The organism is Limnohabitans sp. (genome assembly GCF_044373035.1).
Taxonomy (GTDB): domain Bacteria; phylum Pseudomonadota; class Gammaproteobacteria; order Burkholderiales; family Burkholderiaceae_C; genus Limnohabitans_A.
Map to the genome: position 1 here is coordinate 1 of NZ_JBILQU010000067.1, position 16,555 is coordinate 16,555.

Below are 16,555 nucleotides of genomic sequence, written 5' to 3' on the forward strand. Positions count from 1 at the left end.
TCTTGAGCACGGCGGTGTTGCCAAAAGCCAAGCAGGGCGCAACTTTCCAGGTGGCCGTCATGAAGGGCACGTTCCAGGGGCTGATCAGCGCGCACACGCCCACCGGGTGGAACAGCGTGTAGTTCAGGTGCGTGGGCGTGGGGTAGGTGTGGCCATCCACGCGGGTGCACATCTCGGCAAAGTAGTGGAAGTTGTCGGCCGCACGCGGCACCAACTGCTTGCCGGTTTGGCTGATGGTCTGGCCGCAGTCGCGTGTCTCGGTTTCCGAAATTTCAGGGACGTGCTTCGTGATCAGGTCGCCCAGTTTGCGCATGACCCGGGCACGCTCGGTGGCGGGCGTGGCGGCCCACTTGGGGAAGGCGGCTTTGGCGGCGGCGACAGCGGCGTTGACTTCCGCTTCGCCGCCCGAGGCGACTTCGGCCAGCACTTCTTGCGTGGCGGGGTTGACGGTCTCAAAATAATCGCGGCCTGCGACACTTTGGCCATGGATGAGGTGGTCGATTTTCATGGTGTGGCTTTGACAAGGGTGTTGGTGAGCGCCCCGATGTTGTCGATCTCGGTGACCACCACATCGCCCGGGTTCACGTTCACGATGCCGTCGGGCGTGCCGGTCAAGATCAGGTCACCAGGATTGAGCGTCATGAAGCTGCTGAAGTATTCGATGAGCGTGGGCACGTCAAAAATCATGTCGGCGGTGTTGCCGCTTTGCGTGACTTGACCGTTGACGGTGGTCTGCAGAGCCAGCGCCATCGGGTTGGCGATGTCGGCCGCATCCACCAACCAAGGGCCAATGGGTGTGCAGGTGTCGCGGTTTTTCACGCGCAGGTTGGGGCGGTACCAGTTTTCCAGGTAGTCGCGGATGGCGTAGTCGTTGGCCACGGTGTAACCGCCCACGTGGTCATAGGCGTCGGCCTTCTTCACATGACGCGCTGTGCGGCCGATCACCACCGCCAACTCGCATTCGTAATGCATGTACTTCACATCAGCGGGGCGGTTCGTGAAGGCTTTGTGGCCGATCAGCGAGGCTTGGCCCTTCATGAAGGCGAGCGGTTCTTCGGGGGCTTTGAAGGCAAGTTCCTTGGCGTGGTCGGCGTAGTTCAGGCCCAGCGCGATCACGGTGCGCGCCTGCGGCACGGGGGCCAGTGGCGGCAGCCAGATGACCTCGTCAAAACCCACGCGATGGCCCTTGTGCGGGCCTTGGGTGATCAGCAACTGGCCTTCAGACTCGACCGCTTGCTGGATGGCGCCGGACCAGGCGATGCGGGCGTGTTTCATGCGGCTTCTCCCTGCACGGTTTGAACCCAGGGCGCAAAGCCAGGTGCGGTCAGGCACACGGTGTCGCCTGCACGCGCGCGAGGTCTCTGGCCGTTGGCCAGCACATCGGTGCCCAGCATCAGCACATCGCCGTCTTGCAAGGTCATGAATTCGGCCACGTCGGCCAGCAAACGCGCCACAGGCCGCACCAACTCGGACAGCTGCACCGTCTGAACACGCTGGCCATTGATCTGCACCGTGATGCTCAATCCGGAGGTGTCCAAGGCTGTCCAAGGCACCGGGGGCGATCCGCAGCCCAAATACCCATCGCGGCAACGGAACTTGACGGGCGGGCGGTAATAGCTCTCATGCGGCACGGACCAGTCGTTGAGCAGGACCGCGCTGACCGGTGTGCCATGGGCACCCATCACCAGGCCGAGTGTGGCGCCGATATCCACCTCGTTCACCCCGTCTTGCAGTGTCAGTGTGCCGCTCGGGTTGAAGGTGTTGGCCGATTTGACATACAGCACGGGTGCCTTGGGAGGGCCTTTGTGCGGATCTTGTGCCATGCGCGGAGCCCACAGGTCCCATTCGCGTTGAAAGTTCAGCAGGCAGCCGTAGACGGTGCCCGCAGGTTGCCAATGTTTCATGGTGCGGCTTTCTTTTTGCGGGGGGGCTCAGTGGGCGCCACAGGCCCATCGCCTTCCAATGCGATGACTTGGTCAAGCAGGGCATACAAATCATGCAGGACTGTTTTGCCCAGTTGCCCCTCCATCCAGGCGTAATGGGCCTCAATGCTGCGCGACAAGGCCTGCACTTTGGCCAGTCCGACCGCAGTTGCACGAACCACCGTCCTGCGGGCGTCCTGCGGGCAGCGTTGGCGTTCGATCAGGCCGTCACGCTCCATCCGGGTGAGCACACCCGTCAGGCTGGGTCCGAGCAAAAACGCATCTTTGGCCACTCGGCCGGTTTCCACCCCGCTGTCGTGGGCGTGTTCACCCAATACCCGTAACACCCGCCATTGCTGGTCGGACAAGCCATGTGCGCGCAGGCTGGGCCGGGTGTGACCCATGACCGACTCGCGCGCCTGCAAAAGCAGGCGCGGCAGGTTGCGGTGGATGAATGGGGTGGCCTGCATTTATTTAACATGTTAATTGATTGGTCAGGTTTTGATCTGGGTGTTTTCCCTTGTTTTTGCATTGAGGGTGACAAGGGGCGGTGTCTGGCCGTGGCCTTGAAGGGTGATGTGTCCAAGCCAATGGCCGTTGCTGCGAAGACAGATGGGCCGTTCACGCATTAAAGTGGACCCCATGTCACATGCTTTCAAACCATTGGGCCTGGAAGCGCCCATTTTTCAAGCCCCCATGGCGGGCGCGCAAAACCACCATTTGGCCTTGGCCGTGTGCCAAGCCGGTGGGCTGGGTGCGCTGCCTGCGGCCATGCTCAGCCCAGACGCCCTGCAGGCTGAACTTCAAGCGCTGACGGCGGCCACCCGTGCACCCTACAACGTCAACTTCTTTTGCCACACCCCACCGCCAGTCGATGCCAAGCGGCTTGCCGATTGGCGTGCGGTACTGGCACCGTATTACCGCGAATTCGGTCTTGACCCGGCCAGCATCCCCTCGGGCCCAGGGCGAGTGCCTTTTGGGCATGACAGCGCCGATGTGTTGCAGGCCTTTCGCCCCGCCGTGGTGAGTTTTCACTTCGGCTTGCCTGCGCCCGACTTGCTGGCCCGCGTCAAAAGCTGGGGTTCGCTGGTGCTGTCATCGGCCACCACGGTGGCCGAGGCGCAGTGGCTGCAGGCCCATGGCGCAGACGCCATCATTGCCCAAGGGCTTGAAGCTGGGGGCCACCGTGGCATGTTCTTAACCGAAGACCTGAGCACGCAAATCGGCACCTTCGCCCTGTTGCCGCAAATCGTGCAGGCCGTGCAGGTGCCGGTGATCGCCGCTGGCGGCATCGCCACTGCACAGGGTGTGGCTGCTGCCAAGCAGTTGGGGGCATCGGCGGTGCAAATTGGCACCGCCTATTTGTGCAGCCACGAAGCCACCACCAGTGCGCTGCACCGCGCGGCCTTGCAATCGCCCGCTGCTCAGCATACGGCTTTGACCCATGTGTTCAGCGGACGCCCGGCGCGCGGCATTGTCAACCGCCTGATGCGCGAGTTGGGGCCCCTGTGCCCACAGGCCCCGGCATTTCCAATGGCCACTGCAGGCATTGCGCCCTTGCGCTCGGCCGCTGAGGCGCAGGGCAGCAGCGACTTCTCGCCCTTGTGGTCTGGCCAAAACGCCAGCGTTTGTCGCACCGCCGCTGCGGCCGACATCACCCGCGATTTTCTGCGCGCCTGGCACGCGGCCTGAGCCCCATCCTCAGGCACACTTGCGTCCCATGGCCAAAGACAAATCGATATTCACCTGCACCGAATGCGGCGGCACCAGCGCCCGCTGGATGGGCAAATGCCCCAGCTGCAACGCCTGGAACACCCTGATCGAAGGTTCGAGCGAACCCGTTGCGGGCAAAAACCGCTTTGGTTCGGTGCACGCCTCGCTGGCCCCCACGTCCGAAGTGCTGCCCTTGGCCCAGATTCAAGCGGCCGACTTTGAGCGCCACCCTACGGGCATCGATGAGCTCGACCGGGTGCTGGGCGGCGGCATGGTCGAAGGCGGCGTGGTGCTGATTGGCGGCGACCCGGGCATCGGCAAATCCACCTTGCTGCTGCAGGCGGTGGATGCGCTGCAGCGCAACGGCATGAGCACGCTGTATGTCACGGGCGAAGAAAGTGGCGCACAAGTGGCCATGCGCTCGCGCCGCCTGGGCCTGCCCGACTCGCAGGTGCCGGTGCTGCCCGAAATCCAGCTTGAAAAAATCTTGCACACCCTGCAAGCGCGCCAACCGGGCATTGCCATCATCGACTCGATCCAGACGGTGTATTCAGACCAACTGACCAGCGCGCCGGGATCGGTGGCGCAGGTGCGCGAATGCGCCGCGCACCTGACGCGCACCGCCAAATCCACCGGCACCACCATCGTGCTGGTCGGCCACGTCACCAAAGAAGGCGCGCTGGCTGGTCCCCGCGTGCTGGAGCACATGGTGGACACGGTGCTGTACTTTGAGGGCGACACGCACTCCAATTTCCGCCTGATCCGCGCCATCAAGAACCGCTTTGGCGCGGTGAATGAAATTGGTGTGTTCGCCATGACCGAAAAAGGCCTGAAGGGCGTGAGCAACCCGAGCGCCATCTTTTTGAGCCAACACGCCGAGCCCGTACCCGGCAGCTGCGTGATGGTCACTCTCGAAGGCACACGCCCGCTGCTGGTCGAAATTCAAGCGCTGGTGGACAGCGGTGGACCTAGCCCCCGGCGCCTCTCTGTGGGCCTGGACCGCGATCGCCTGGCCATGCTGCTGGCGGTGCTGCACCGCCACGCGGGCGTGGCCTGCATGGACCAAGATGTGTTTGTGAACGCGGTGGGTGGCGTGCGCATCAGCGAGCCCGCGGCCGACTTGGCGGTCATGCTGGCGATCACCAGCAGCCTGCGCGGCAAAGCCTTGCCCAAAGGCTTCATCGCCTTTGGCGAGGTGGGTTTGGCGGGTGAAGTACGACCTGCGCCGCGTGGGCAAGACCGCCTGAAAGAAGCGGCCAAGCTGGGCTTCAAGGTGGCGGTGGTGCCCAAGGCGAATGCCCCCAAGAAAAATGACAAGGCTTTTGAAGGCCTGACCCTCTACCCGGTGGAGCGCATCGAAGAGGCCATGCAGGTGGTGCGCGGGTTGGACTGAGGGCGGGCCTCAAAGGTCTTGGCCAAGACCTCGTCAACGTTTTAGCGCCGGGTCGAGCTGGTCTTGCTGGTCAAATGCACGGTCGATGGCAGAAAGCTGTTTGAAGGCTTGCGTGTGGCACGTTGGGTGGCCATCGAACGCCCGGCTTTGCGAAAACTGGAGCAACTGGACTGGTCAGCCGTGCTGGACGATCTGAGAGCACCGCCCGGCAACCGACTTGAAGCGCTCAAAGGCGACCTGAAAGGCCAGCACAGCATCCGCATCAATGACCAGTGGCCTGTGCTTTCGATGGACGGCTGAAGGCGAATTCGATGTAGAAATTGTCGACTACCACTGACTCAAGGGGACACAACATGAGAACCGTTGCACCTGTGACACCCGGCGAAATGCTGGAAGAAGAATTTCTCAAACTGCTGGGTTTGAGCAAATACCGCTTGGCCAAAGACATTGGCGTACCGGCCCAGCGCATTGGTGACATCGTGGCTGGCAAACGGTCCATCACCGCCGACACGGATTTGCGCTTGTGCCGCTATTTCGGATTGAGTGACGGCTGGTGGTTGCGGGGCCAGAGCAATGACGACATGGCCATGGCACGCAAAAAAATGGGTGAGGCCCTGACGAAAATTCAGCGTTGCACTTTGTTGGCCGCTTGATCCGGGGCTGGAGGCTGTTGTAAGACTGTACAGGGCCGGATCAAACGGACGCCGCCAAGCGCAGCTAAGGCGTCAAGCCCCTGGATTGAGGCTCAAACAAATCAGAATCGTGGCAAATCCGGGTGCTTGATCGCCCCCGCCCGCACCAGCATGCGGCCGTATTCGGCGCAGCGGTTCAGCGTCGGGATCACCTTGCCGGGGTTGAGCAAACCCAGCGGGTCAAAAGCGCGTTTGACGGCGAACATCTGTTCGTTTTCTTCGGCGCTGAATTGCACGCACATGCTGTTGACCTTCTCGATGCCCACGCCATGCTCGCCCGTCACCGTGCCACCCATGGCCACGCTGGTTTCCAGGATGTCGGCACCAAACAGCTCGCAGCGGCGCAGTTGGTCGGCATCGTTCGCATCAAACAGGATCAGCGGGTGCAGGTTGCCGTCGCCTGCATGGAACACGTTCAGGCAACGCAGCGCGTATTTGACTTCCATCTCGGAGATGGCTTGCAGGATGTCGGCCAAGCGCTTGCGCGGGATGGTCGAGTCCATGCACATGTAATCGGGGCTGATGCGGCCCGAGGCCGGGAAAGCGTTTTTGCGGCCGCTCCAGAATTTGAGGCGCTGGGCTTCGTCGCGGCTGACCGAAATGGCCGTGGCCCCGCAGTCGCGCAGCACCGCGCTCATGCGGCCGACTTCCTCTTCGACCTCTTCGGGCGTGCCGTCGCTCTCGCACAGCAAAATGGCCGCCGCGCTCAGGTCGTAGCCTGCATGCACAAAGTCTTCGACCGCGATCGTCATGGGTCCGTCCATCATCTCCAGCCCCGCCGGGATGATGCCTGCTGCAATGACGGCCGCCACCGCGTCGCCGGCTTTGCGCACGTCGTCAAAGCTGGCCATGATGCAGCGCGCCAGTTGCGGCTTGGGCACCAGCTTGACGGTGACTTCGGTCGTCACCGCCAGCATGCCCTCGCTGCCCACCAGCACGGCCAGCAGGTCGTAGCCCGACGTATCCAGCGCCTCGCTGCCAAATTCAATCGGGTCACCTTCGACCGTGAAACCGCGCACTTTGAGCACGTTGTGCACCGTCAGGCCGTATTTGAGGCAGTGCACCCCGCCTGAGTTTTCGGCCACGTTGCCGCCGATCGTGCAGGCGATCTGGCTGGACGGGTCGGGTGCGTAGTACAGGCCGTAGGGTGCAGCCGCTTCGCTGATGGCCAGGTTGCGCACGCCGCACTGCACCACCGCCGTGCGGCTCACAGGGTCCACGGTTTTGATCTGGTTGAAGCGCGCCATTGACAGCGTCACGCCCATGCGGTGCGGCATGGCACCACCCGACAAACCGGTGCCTGCGCCGCGTGCCACCACCGGCACAGCCAAGGCGTGACAAGCGCGCAGCACGGCTTGGACCTGCGCTTCGGTCTCAGGCAGCGCCACCACCAGAGGCCGCTCACGGTAGGCGGTCAGGCCGTCGCACTCGTACGGTGTGGTGTCTTCGGGGGTGAAGAGAATGGCGTCAGCGGGCAGCACCCGGCCCAGTGCCTGCACCACGGTGCGTTGGCGCTCGGCACGTTCGGTGGCGGTCAGTTGCTGTGTTTCGACAGGGGCGTTGGCGCTCATGGCATTCAAAACCTTCAAGTTAGGCCATCACTGTACGCGCAAGCACAAGGCGTGGGGCTGAAGAATCTTTGACAGGCTTGTGAAATCAGACCAAGGCTTTTTTCAGCCAGTCGGCAAAAGTGGCGCATTCCCAGCGTTCCATGGTGCCAGTTTGCCAGCACAAGTAGTGGGCATAAGCGCTGGACACATTGTGGTCAAACAAGCGCACCAGTTGGCCATTTTCAATCCATGGGGCTGCCAATTTCAGACGCACCAGGCCAACCCCTAAACCTTGGGAGGCGGCATCGCAGACCAAGCCAGTATCGTTGAATGAAGAGGCTTCGCTGGGTTCTGGCCAGTCAAGATTATGGGCATCAAACCAAGTTCGCCATGGCTCCAGGGCACTGCGCAGCATAGGCATGCCTCGCAGGTCTGTGGTGTTGTAAAAAGGGCCATTTTCGCGAACCCAGGAAGGAGATGCCAAAGGTGTGACCTCGTCGCGCAGCAAGCAACTGTGCTCCACATCGTTGTACCGGCCGCTGCCAAACCGGATGGTCAAATCTGAGTCCTCGGCTTGTACATCGAACAGTGCGATGCTCACCTGGAGCGATAAATTGATTTCAGGGTAGGCTTCGATGAATTGTCGCAACTTTGGCATCAGCAAGATACGCGCAAAGGTGGGGGGTGCGGCCACCCGCAGTTTTTTCGGACCAGTCAAGGCGACACTGGAAGGTCGGCGGTGCAAAGCGCGTAAACCTTCACAAACATCTTCAAGGTACTCAACGCCTTCTGCGGTCAGTGAGAAATCCGCACGGCTGAACAATTTAAAGCCCAGCACTTGTTCGAGCTGGCGAATGCGATGACTGATGGCGCTGGGTGTGACGCAAAGCTCGGCAGCCGCTTGCGTGGCATTTTTGTGTCTGGCCAGTGCTTCAAAGGTCAACAAGCACTGTATCGGGGGAATTCGGGGGTTCATTGCTGTGTATTGAATGGCCATACCCATCTGCGTCCATATGATGTAACCACAATGTAACTCTTAAACTTCAGTGTGCAATTGAATAAATTTCGACGTTACTTGAAATCTTGCAACCTATGCATTGGGCATCAAGCCAATGCTTTTTTCAGCCAATCGGCAAAAGTGGCGCATTCCCAGCGCTCCATGGTGCCGGTGCGCCAGCACAGGTAGTGGGCGTGGGGGCTGGGCACGCTGCGCTCGAACAGGCGCACCAGTTGACCGCTTTCCAACCAAGGTGCGCCGAGTTTGGTGCGGATCAGTCCGATGCCCAGCCCTTGGGCGGCGGCATCGCACATCAGGCCGATGTCGTTGAAGGAAGAGCCGTCGATCGGCTCGGGCCAGTCGAGGTCATGCGCTGCAAACCAGGTGCGCCAAGGCTCTAGGGGGCTGCGCAGCAGGGGCTGTCCCTGCAGGTCTTCGGCACTGGCAAAAGGACCGTTTTCGCGAAGCCAGACGGGTGAGGCCAGTGGCGTCACGTCGTCCTTGGCCAGACACACGTGTTCCACGTCTGAATAGCGGCCAGTGCCAAAACGCACCATCAGGTCGGCGTCTTCGGCCACCACGTCGAGCAGGGGAATGCTGACCTGCAAGGTGATGTCGATTTCGGGGTAGGCGTCCAGAAAGTGTTTCAGGCGCGGCATGAGCACCGAGCGCGCAAAAGTGGGCGTCACCGCCAGCCGCAGCTTGCGGCGTCCGGGCGTGTTGCTGGCGCTGGGAAAGCGCTGCAGCGCCACCAGGCCCTCGCGTACGTGGGCCAAGTATTCGTTGCCTTCGGTGGTGAGTGAAAAATCGGCACGGCCAAACAGCTTGGTGCCAATGATCTGCTCGAGTTGTTTGACGCGGTGACTCACGGCGCTGGGCGTCACGCACAGCTCCTCTGCCGCCTGGGTCACGCTGCGCAATCGCGCCAAGGCCTCAAAGGTCAAGAGGCACTGAATGGGCGGAATGCGTGATGTGTTCGTGGCAGACATGTTGATTAGATCGGTGGTGAAGTCACAAAGGGGCCGTGATGAAACACTATTTGAAGATCACGGTCTTGTGGCCGTTGATCAGCACGCGGTGCTCGCTGTGCCACTTCACGGCGCGGGCCAGCACTTGGCTTTCGGTGTCGCGGCCTTGGGCCGTCAGGTCTTCCACGGTTTTGCTGTGCTCCACCCGGGCCACGTCTTGCTCGATGATCGGGCCTTCGTCCAGATCGGCCGTCACGTAATGGGCTGTCGCTCCGATCAGTTTAACGCCCCGGTCGTGCGCTTGGTAGTAGGGTTTAGCCCCTTTGAAACTGGGTAAAAACGAGTGGTGGATGTTGATGGCACGACCAGCCAATTTGCGGCACAGGTCGTCTGACAAGATTTGCATGTAACGCGCCAGCACCACCAGCTCGGCCCCCTCGGCCTGGATGATCTCGTACTGCTTGGCTTCGGTCTGCGCCTTGTTGTCCTTGGTCACCGGGATGTGGTGAAACGGCACGTTGTAGCTGGCGGCCAGTTGGTAGAACTCGCGGTGGTTGCTCACGATGGCGCGGACGTCGAGCGGCAGCAGGCCACTCTTCCAGCGGAACAGAAGGTCGTTCAGGCAGTGGCCTTCCTTGCTGACCATGATCACGGTGCGCATGGGCTGGGCGGTGGCGTGCAGGTCCCACTTCATGTCAAAGGTCTGTGCAAATGCGGCCCATTGGGCGTTCAGTGCCGCGCCGTCTGCCTGAGTGCAGGCGAATTGCACCCGCATGAAAAACAGACCCGTGTCGTGGTCGTTGTACTGGGCTGCTTCTTCGATGTTGCCCCCGCGCCCCAGCAAAAAACCCGACACGGCATGCACGATGCCATTGCGGTCGGGGCAAGAGAGGGTCAGGGTGTAGGTGGAGGTCATGAGGTGGAATGCTTGCGAAAATCGCTCGCGTCAGGCGAGCGGCTTGAGAGGTGGCTATTGTAGAGAGCGCCTTTGATGGGCGCCGGGGGGGGTGTCGCTGTCCGGCTCTGGTCAGTCCCCCGTTGCTGGCTCTATCGCTGCGGCTTTGGCAGGCGTAAACTGTCAAGTTTGTTTGTTGCAATAAATCAGGAGCATTTGCCTTGGCCCACACCGACCTGAATATGGACAACCAGTGGTTGCCCTTCACGCCCAACCGCACTTTCAAACAGGACCCCCGCGTGTTCGTGGGTGCCGAGGGCATGCACTTCACCACGCACGACGGCAAAAAAATCATTGACGGCATCTCCAGCCTCTGGTGCGTAGGCGCGGGGCACAACCGCCGCCCGATCAATGAGGCCATCAAAAAGCAGTTGGACACGCTGGACTACGCCACGGCGTTTCAGGCCAGCAACGACAAGGCTTTCAAGGCGGCGCAGATGATTGCCGACATGGCCCCCGGCGACCTGAACAAGGTGCTGTTTTGCAACTCAGGCTCTGAGGCGGCCGACACCGCCCTGAAAGTGGCACTGGCCTACCACCGCGCCCGGGGCGAAGGCCACCGCAACGTGTTCATTGGCCGCGAAAAGGGTTACCACGGCGTCAACTTTGGCGGCATGAGCGTGGGGGGCTTGCCCGCCAACCGCAAGGTGTACGGCGCGCAGTTGCTGCCGCGTGTGGACCACATGCGCTTCATCCACGACCCGGTGAACCACGCCTACATCCACCACGAAGAACCCGTGTGGGCCGAAGACCCGCTGCTGGAGCTGGAAAACCGCATCTTGGTGCTGCACGACCCGAGCAACGTGGCGGCCGTGATCGTGGAGCCGATTGCGGGCAGCGCGGGCTGGTACATCCCGCCCAAAGGTTATGTGAGGCGCCTGCGCGAGATTTGCGACAAGCATGGCATTTTGCTGATTTTTGACGAGGTGATCACCGGCTTTGGCCGCTTGGGCGTGAACTTTGGCGCCGACTACTACGGCGTGGTACCTGACATGCTGAACTTTGCCAAAGCGGTGACCAATGGTGTGATCCCGATGGGCGGGGTGATCTGCCGCGACTTTATTTACGACGCGATGATGAACGCCAACGCGCCAGACCACGCCATCGAGTTCTTCCACGGTTACACCTATTCCGGCCACCCCGTGGCCTGTGCGGCGGCCATTGCCACCCTGGACCTGATGAAGGAAGAAAACCTGTTTGCCCGTGCGGGCCAGCAAGGCCAGAAGCTGGGCGACGCGATGCAAAGCGCCATGAAGGGCTTGCCCAATGTGATCGGCATCCGCACACTGGGCCTGGCCGGGGCCGTTGAGTTGGCCAGCATCGCGGGCTCGCCTGGCAAGCGGGCTTACAACATCTTCATGGACTGCTTCCACCACGGTGTGTGGGTGCGTCCGGCCGGCGAAAACATCGTCATTTGCCCACCCTACATCGTGGAAGACGCGCACATCGACCAGATCGTGCAGACGGTCGCTGACAGCATTCGCCGTCACGCCTGATGCCTTGGGGTATCGGTGCCGGGTTGACCGCTTGAAGTTCTGGCAGCGCACCCTGGGCACTTTGGCCGCAGCCTGGCTTGCGGCCGAAGGGTGCGTCTGGCTGGGCACGCCCATTCCTTGGATGCTGGGGCCTTTGCTGGTCACCGCCCTGGCTTCCATCTTGGGCGCACCCACGCACAGTGCGAACCTTTTGCGCAACAGCGGTCAATGGGTCATCGGGGCCGCGCTGGGTCTGTATTTCACGCCCCAGGTCAGCGCCTTGGTGCTGGCCCAGTGGTGGGCCATTGCGTTGGCTGTGGTGTGGGCGCTGGCGCTGGGGGCCTTGTTTGGCCTGTGGTTGCGACGCCAGCACGGCGCTGAGTTGTCGCACTTATCGCCCCGCGCCCTGTTTGCCACCACGTATTTTTCTGGCTCGATTGGCGGTGCGTCCGAGATGACGCTGCTGGCAGAACGCTATCGGGCGCGCACCGATCTGGTGGCGTCCGCGCACAGCATGCGCCTGGTGATGGTGGTGATCGCCGTGCCTTTTGGCATGCAGTGGGCACAACACCAGTGGGGTTTGACGGTGGATGCCTCTTTGCTGCCCGGTCCGCGCCTGGCGAAATGGCCGGGTTTGCTCTGGTTGGGCTTGTTGACGGCCGCCGGCGGCTGGGTGATGCTGAAGCTGGGCCGCACCAACCCTTGGTTCATGGGTTCGCTCTTGGCTTCCATGGCGGTGACCCTGGCGGGTTGGGAATGGTCGGCTGTGCCCAACGCGCTGACCAACGCTGCGCAGTTGGTCATCGGCGTTAGCTTGGGCATCCGGTTTCGGCGCGAATTCGTCAAAACGGCCCCCCGCTGGCTGGCCTCGGTGGCCTGGGGCTCGGTGTGGATGATGGGCGCGTCCGTGCTGTTTGGCATGGCCTTGGCATGGGGTACGGGCTTGCATCCGGCCATGATGGTCTTGGGCACAGCGCCCGGAGGCATCACCGAGATGGCCATCACGGCCAAGGTTCTGCAGCTGGGGGTGCCGGTGGTCACGGCTTTTCAGGTGTGCCGATTGGTGGCTGTGTTGTTGATTGTGGGGCCGCTGTTTGCCTGGCTGACACGCCGGCTGGCCAAGGCTTGAGCGTGGCTCAGTGCACCAAGACGGGTTGCTGAGCCAAGCCTGTGTAGCCTTCAAGCGTGTCTTCGACTTCTTCCTGGGTGGGTGTGTGCTGCTGCCAGGCCTGAATTTGCTGCTGGAACATCTCGGCCCAAGAGCCGTCCAGATAAACCTCTTTGCCCGAGCGTTTGTCCACGATTTCAAAACCATGGCGCTCCAGCTGGGGCTGGCTGCTGGTGGCAGATGTTTCGACCGGCGCATTGGCCAGCATGTGCATCACGGCAAAGGTTTCGGATTCGTACAACAGGTTCATGCGTTCATTCTCCCTCAACTTGTGGTTTGCAAGTGGGTGCATGTGTAACAACTTCAAGTGGGTGTGGTTTTTGGTGCGCGCTGGGCCACAAGGGGTGGGGTTATGGCGTGAGGGGTAATGCGCTCAAGACTTGGCGTCCTGTCAGCTGCAGGTCGATGAAATTGCCACTGACTTGCGTGATGCGGATGCGAGCGGGCAGCCAGTCGTGCGCTGCCGAGACCCAGAACTCGACTTGCGCATCAAAGCGGTTGCGCGGCTGACACACCCATTTGACCGTTTGCAGGCTTTGGCCGTCAATTTGAAGCGTTTCCAGTTTCTCCAGCGTCAAAAGCCAGGGCAAGGCGTCGCGCACGGTGGCCGTCTGGATCTGCAAGCGTGTGCCGGGCGTCATCAGTTGACCTGACCCGGCCATGGCGGCGGCCAACTGCACATACAGGCTGACCTGGTCTTGTGCGCCGGGTTGCAGGGCCACGATGGGGGCGTTGCTGCTGAACACGATGCGCTGGTTCGGACGATCAAAGTGGGCTGCTCGTTCGCTGCGCCAGCTGTCAGAAAAGCGGGTCGGGGCCAAGCCGGTGGCGTTGATCTGGCCCACGCTGCGCCAGTGCCTTGACCCCAGCAAAAAGGCTTTGACCGTCAGGCTCATGGCGTAGGCACTGTCGTTGTGCTGCCAGCGCAACTCGCCAGAAGCTTGGTAATTGATGCCTTTTTCCTGGCCACTGAGGCGGTAGCTTAGCAAGGCCGGGGAGGGCAGCGAGCCCAAGGCCATCTCGGGCAAGGCCATGGTGGCGTTGGCGATGCGCTCGGGCTGGGGTTCGGCGGGCTTGGCGGCGGCTTCGCTGGTGGCTGCGCTCGGGTTGGGGCTTTGAATGGGTTCAGGCACCTCAGGCTTGGCGGCGCTCGGGGTCTGCGTGCCAGGGGTCACTGCAAGGGCCTTGTCCGCGTTGGGGGCTGTATCGGTATCGGTCTGGGTGACAGGGAGCTGCGCCGGCACTGGGTCTGGGGTGGCCAGGGTGGCGACTTCGTCCAGGTCTTTATTCAGTTCTTTATCCACCGCCTGTTCTGGCACGGGCGGGTTCGCGGGTGGAGAGGTCTTGTCTGCTGGCGTCGTGTTTGGGTCCGCTGCAATTTTCTGTGCGTCTGGCTTGGGTGTGGGCGCAGGTTTGGGCGCGGGTTTGGATTTTTCAAGCAAGGCCACGCGCGTGCGGGCTGCAGGTGTGAGGCTGGGGTCCGTGGCCGCAGTGGCACCCGCTGTGGCTGGGATGGTTCGGGTCTGCATGGGGCCCGTGCGCAGCGTTGGGGGTTTGCTCAGTTGCCAGTCCAGTGTGCCCGCCAGGCTCAGCAGCACAACCAGGTGCAGCGCCAACACCAGCGCTCCCCAGCGAAGCAAACTGCGTGTGCTTGGCCGATCAGGCCGCTGTGCGCCAGGCAGCGGCGGCTGGGGGTGGGTGGGCAGCACCGGGCTCATGGGTTCACACGGCGTGGGTCAAAGGGGTGGGCATGAGGGGGCCGTGCATGCAAATCCGCAGGGTGCCGCACTCAGGCGGCGCGCCAACCCAGGTCGGCCGACAGTTGGTGGGCAAATGCGCGCAGCGGCTGAGCCACGGGGCCGTGCCAGTCGGCATCCAGCGTGGCCGATGAGCCCAGCGACACCACGCCCAAAACCAGGTGCCCGTCTGAATCGAACACGGGCGCGCACAGGCCTGAAATGCCCGGCAGCAGCACATTGACCACGCGGCCCAGGCCTTGCGCTCGGGTCTCGCTCAGCATGGCTTGGACTTGTGCAGGGGTGGACGGCAAATCGCTGCGGCCCAGCTTGCGGGCCAGGGCCAGCTCGGCTTCGATCATGGGCCGGGCCTTGTCGGCAGCTCCGCCGTGGCCGATGAAGGCGGCAAAACACCGGCCCGTGGCCGACGACAAGAGGGGCATCACATCACCCAAGCGCAAGCTGACGGGCATGGCCAGCGGCATTTCTTGCCAGTGCACCAAGGTTGGCCCCCGGTTGCCCCAGACGGCCAAGGCCAGGGTGTGGCCGGTTTGGTCCATCAAAGTGGGCAAGCGCTCACGCGCCAGCTTGACGGCGTCCAGCCGGGACAATGTGGCCAGGCCCAGCCGCAAGGTGGCAGGGCCAAGCTCATAGCGGGTGTTGGCATCCTGCACCACCAGGTTCAGGCGCTGAAAGCTCACCAAGTAGCGGTGGGCCTTGGCGGCACTCATACCCGCCGCACTGGCCAGGTCGCGCAGCATCAAGGGGCCTGGGGCCTGGGCCAGCACGTCCAGCAAGGCAAAACCTACCTCCACCGACTGAATGCCCGCGCGCTCTTTGTCCCCGTCCGGGGTCGTGTCCAAGGTGCTTTCAGTGGCCATATGCTCTAGAATCAGGTTTCGTTTAGTTAAACGAGTTTAACAATGCGTAATTTAAAGCGCGATTCAATGCGTGATTCGGCCCTGGTGAACACGGCTTGGAATGACGGAACAAACAGGTAAACATCATGAAATTGGCGACCTACAAAGACGGCTCACGCGATGGACAACTGGTGGTGGTCTCGCGCGACCTGAGCACCGCTCATTATGCGACCGGCATCGCCAGCAAGCTGCAGCAAGTGCTGGACGACTGGAACTTTTTGGCTCCCCAGCTCGAAGACCTGTACACCACGCTCAACCAGGGCAAAGCCCGTCACGCTTTTCCGTTTGACCCGGCGCAATGCATGGCCCCGCTGCCCCGCGCCTACCAGTGGGCCGATGGCTCCGCCTACATCAACCATGTGGAGCTGGTGCGTGCGGCGCGCAACTCCGAAGTGCCCAGCAGCTTCTACACCGACCCCTTGATGTACCAGGGCGGCAGCGATGACTTCATTGGCCCTTGCGACCCGGTGGTGTGCGCCAGCGAAGCGTTTGGCATCGACTTCGAGGCCGAGATCGCTGTCATCACCGGCGATGTGCCCATGCAAACCAGCGCCGATGACGCCATCGAAGGCGTGCGCTTGGTCATGCTGGCCAACGACGTGAGCCTGCGCAACCTGATCCCCAACGAGCTGGCCAAAGGTTTTGGCTTCTTCCAGAGCAAACCCGCCACCGCCTTCAGTCCCGTGGCCGTGACGCCCGACGAGTTGGGTGATGCTTGGCAAGGCGGCCGCGTGCACCTGACGCTGCAATCCACCTGGAACGGCCGCAAAGTCGGCATGTGCGAAGCCGGCCCCGAGATGACTTTCCACTTCGGCCAATTGATCGCGCACATCTGCAAAACACGCAATGTGCGCGCCGGCTCCATCGTGGGCAGCGGCACCGTGAGCAACAAAAGCGTGGAAGTCAACGGCAAACCCGAGTGGCCCAAAGGCTACAGCTGCATCGCCGAAAAACGCGCCATCGAAACCATCCTGGACGGCAAGCCGGCCACCGAATTCATGAAGTTCGGCGACACCATCCGCATCGAGATGAAGGGCCAAAACGGCGAGAGCTTGTTTGGCGCGAT

The 16,555-nt window shown here is 62.1% G+C and carries 17 protein-coding genes and 1 pseudogene; 7 read left to right on the forward strand and 11 right to left on the reverse strand.

Annotation, left to right across the window (positions count from 1 at the left end; translation table 11 throughout):
- From ACIQ47_RS10605 to hpaR, 4 genes are all read right to left on the reverse strand, one after another.
- Nucleotides 1-508 (reverse strand): aldehyde dehydrogenase family protein (locus tag ACIQ47_RS10605; RefSeq protein ID WP_396438091.1); only part of this gene is annotated, 508 nt, incomplete at its 3' end.
- Complete coding sequence (locus ACIQ47_RS10610; protein WP_396438092.1) at nt 505-1,275, reverse strand: fumarylacetoacetate hydrolase family protein; 771 nt, start codon at nt 1,273-1,275, stop codon at nt 505-507. The genes ACIQ47_RS10610 and ACIQ47_RS10605, both read right to left, overlap by 4 nt.
- Nucleotides 1,272-1,904: a fumarylacetoacetate hydrolase family protein gene (locus tag ACIQ47_RS10615; RefSeq protein ID WP_396438093.1), complete on the reverse strand. Its 633-nt coding sequence runs from the start codon at nt 1,902-1,904 to the stop codon at nt 1,272-1,274. The genes ACIQ47_RS10610 and ACIQ47_RS10615 overlap by 4 nt, the downstream gene beginning before the upstream one ends.
- Entirely contained in the window at nt 1,901-2,392 is a 492-nt protein-coding gene (gene hpaR, locus ACIQ47_RS10620) for a homoprotocatechuate degradation operon regulator HpaR (protein WP_396438094.1), read from the reverse strand. Before hpaR ends, ACIQ47_RS10615 begins: the two co-directional genes overlap by 4 nt.
- Nucleotides 2,393-2,564: 172 nt before the next feature.
- Here hpaR and ACIQ47_RS10625 point away from each other — a divergent pair, with 172 nt between their 5' ends.
- The 4 genes and pseudogenes from ACIQ47_RS10625 (at nt 2,565) to ACIQ47_RS10640 (ending at nt 5,681) form a co-directional block, all read left to right on the forward strand.
- Nucleotides 2,565-3,614, forward strand: coding sequence for an NAD(P)H-dependent flavin oxidoreductase (locus ACIQ47_RS10625; protein WP_396438095.1), 1,050 nt, complete (start codon nt 2,565-2,567; stop codon nt 3,612-3,614).
- A gap of 28 nt (nt 3,615-3,642) precedes the next feature.
- Complete coding sequence (gene radA / locus ACIQ47_RS10630) at nt 3,643-5,028, forward strand: DNA repair protein RadA (RefSeq protein ID WP_396438096.1); 1,386 nt, start codon at nt 3,643-3,645, stop codon at nt 5,026-5,028.
- Between the two features lie 57 nt (nt 5,029-5,085).
- Nucleotides 5,086-5,365 (forward strand): annotated as a pseudogene (locus ACIQ47_RS10635) (type II toxin-antitoxin system RelE/ParE family toxin).
- Nucleotides 5,366-5,381: 16 nt separating this feature from the next.
- On the forward strand, nt 5,382-5,681 hold the full coding sequence (locus ACIQ47_RS10640; protein ID WP_396438097.1) for a HigA family addiction module antitoxin: 300 nt from the start codon (nt 5,382-5,384) through the stop codon (nt 5,679-5,681).
- A 101-nt stretch (nt 5,682-5,782) separates the two neighbouring features.
- Here ACIQ47_RS10640 and ACIQ47_RS10645 read toward each other — a convergent pair whose 3' ends face one another.
- The 4 genes from ACIQ47_RS10645 to purU form a co-directional block, all read right to left on the reverse strand.
- On the reverse strand, nt 5,783-7,291 hold the full coding sequence (locus ACIQ47_RS10645) for an FAD-linked oxidase C-terminal domain-containing protein (RefSeq protein ID WP_396438098.1): 1,509 nt from the start codon (nt 7,289-7,291) through the stop codon (nt 5,783-5,785).
- Nucleotides 7,292-7,376: 85 nt separating this feature from the next.
- Nucleotides 7,377-8,246 (reverse strand): LysR substrate-binding domain-containing protein, encoded by an 870-nt coding sequence (locus tag ACIQ47_RS10650; protein WP_396438099.1) that lies wholly within the window; start codon nt 8,244-8,246, stop codon nt 7,377-7,379.
- A gap of 128 nt (nt 8,247-8,374) precedes the next feature.
- Nucleotides 8,375-9,256, reverse strand: coding sequence for a LysR substrate-binding domain-containing protein (locus ACIQ47_RS10655; protein ID WP_396438100.1), 882 nt, complete (start codon nt 9,254-9,256; stop codon nt 8,375-8,377).
- A 46-nt stretch (nt 9,257-9,302) separates the two neighbouring features.
- Nucleotides 9,303-10,151, reverse strand: a complete 849-nt coding sequence (gene purU / locus ACIQ47_RS10660; RefSeq protein ID WP_396438101.1) for a formyltetrahydrofolate deformylase — start codon at nt 10,149-10,151, stop codon at nt 9,303-9,305.
- Between the two features lie 200 nt (nt 10,152-10,351).
- Between purU and ACIQ47_RS10665 the strand changes: the two genes are divergently transcribed.
- Both ACIQ47_RS10665 and ACIQ47_RS10670 read left to right on the forward strand, forming a co-directional pair.
- Complete coding sequence (locus ACIQ47_RS10665; protein WP_396438102.1) at nt 10,352-11,686, forward strand: aminotransferase class III-fold pyridoxal phosphate-dependent enzyme; 1,335 nt, start codon at nt 10,352-10,354, stop codon at nt 11,684-11,686.
- Nucleotides 11,687-11,717: 31 nt separating this feature from the next.
- Nucleotides 11,718-12,794: an AbrB family transcriptional regulator gene (locus tag ACIQ47_RS10670; protein ID WP_396438103.1), complete on the forward strand. Its 1,077-nt coding sequence runs from the start codon at nt 11,718-11,720 to the stop codon at nt 12,792-12,794.
- A gap of 7 nt (nt 12,795-12,801) precedes the next feature.
- On the opposite strand, the gene ACIQ47_RS10675 is transcribed toward ACIQ47_RS10670, so the two are convergent.
- The 3 genes from ACIQ47_RS10675 to ACIQ47_RS10685 all read right to left on the reverse strand — a co-directional run bounded on the left by ACIQ47_RS10675 (nt 12,802) and on the right by ACIQ47_RS10685 (nt 15,450).
- Complete coding sequence (locus ACIQ47_RS10675) at nt 12,802-13,083, reverse strand: DUF3567 domain-containing protein (RefSeq protein WP_396438104.1); 282 nt, start codon at nt 13,081-13,083, stop codon at nt 12,802-12,804.
- Nucleotides 13,084-13,183: 100 nt separating this feature from the next.
- The gene (locus ACIQ47_RS10680; RefSeq protein WP_396438105.1) at nt 13,184-14,551 is read right to left on the reverse strand and encodes a DUF3108 domain-containing protein; all 1,368 of its coding nucleotides are present in this window, start codon (nt 14,549-14,551) and stop codon (nt 13,184-13,186) included.
- 71 nt (nt 14,552-14,622) lie between these two features.
- Nucleotides 14,623-15,450 carry an IclR family transcriptional regulator gene (locus ACIQ47_RS10685; protein ID WP_396438106.1) on the reverse strand — a complete coding sequence of 276 codons (828 nt, stop codon included), beginning with the start codon at nt 15,448-15,450 and terminating at the stop codon, nt 14,623-14,625.
- Nucleotides 15,451-15,575: 125 nt separating this feature from the next.
- Here ACIQ47_RS10685 and ACIQ47_RS10690 point away from each other — a divergent pair.
- Nucleotides 15,576-16,555, forward strand: a 980-nt coding sequence (locus ACIQ47_RS10690) for a fumarylacetoacetate hydrolase family protein (protein WP_396438107.1), incomplete at its 3' end; no start/stop codon positions are given.

Excerpts from the sequence above, each read along its gene's own strand:
- ACIQ47_RS10680 (WP_396438105.1), bottom strand. The coding sequence starts at position 14,551 with ATGAGCCCGGTGCTGCCCACCCACCCCCAGCCGCCGCTGCCTGGCGCA.
- hpaR (WP_396438094.1), bottom strand. The coding sequence starts at position 2,392 with ATGCAGGCCACCCCATTCATCCACCGCAACCTGCCGCGCCTGCTTTTG.
- ACIQ47_RS10625 (WP_396438095.1), top strand. The coding sequence starts at position 2,565 with ATGTCACATGCTTTCAAACCATTGGGCCTGGAAGCGCCCATTTTTCAA.
- ACIQ47_RS10640 (WP_396438097.1), top strand. The coding sequence starts at position 5,382 with ATGAGAACCGTTGCACCTGTGACACCCGGCGAAATGCTGGAAGAAGAA.
- ACIQ47_RS10685 (WP_396438106.1), bottom strand. The coding sequence starts at position 15,450 with ATGGCCACTGAAAGCACCTTGGACACGACCCCGGACGGGGACAAAGAG.
- ACIQ47_RS10610 (WP_396438092.1), bottom strand. The coding sequence starts at position 1,275 with ATGAAACACGCCCGCATCGCCTGGTCCGGCGCCATCCAGCAAGCGGTC.
- ACIQ47_RS10615 (WP_396438093.1), bottom strand. The coding sequence starts at position 1,904 with ATGAAACATTGGCAACCTGCGGGCACCGTCTACGGCTGCCTGCTGAAC.
- ACIQ47_RS10655 (WP_396438100.1), bottom strand. The coding sequence starts at position 9,256 with ATGTCTGCCACGAACACATCACGCATTCCGCCCATTCAGTGCCTCTTG.
- radA (WP_396438096.1), top strand. The coding sequence starts at position 3,643 with ATGGCCAAAGACAAATCGATATTCACCTGCACCGAATGCGGCGGCACC.
- purU (WP_396438101.1), bottom strand. The coding sequence starts at position 10,151 with ATGACCTCCACCTACACCCTGACCCTCTCTTGCCCCGACCGCAATGGC.
- ACIQ47_RS10675 (WP_396438104.1), bottom strand. The coding sequence starts at position 13,083 with ATGAACCTGTTGTACGAATCCGAAACCTTTGCCGTGATGCACATGCTG.
- ACIQ47_RS10650 (WP_396438099.1), bottom strand. The coding sequence starts at position 8,246 with ATGAACCCCCGAATTCCCCCGATACAGTGCTTGTTGACCTTTGAAGCA.
- ACIQ47_RS10645 (WP_396438098.1), bottom strand. The coding sequence starts at position 7,291 with ATGAGCGCCAACGCCCCTGTCGAAACACAGCAACTGACCGCCACCGAA.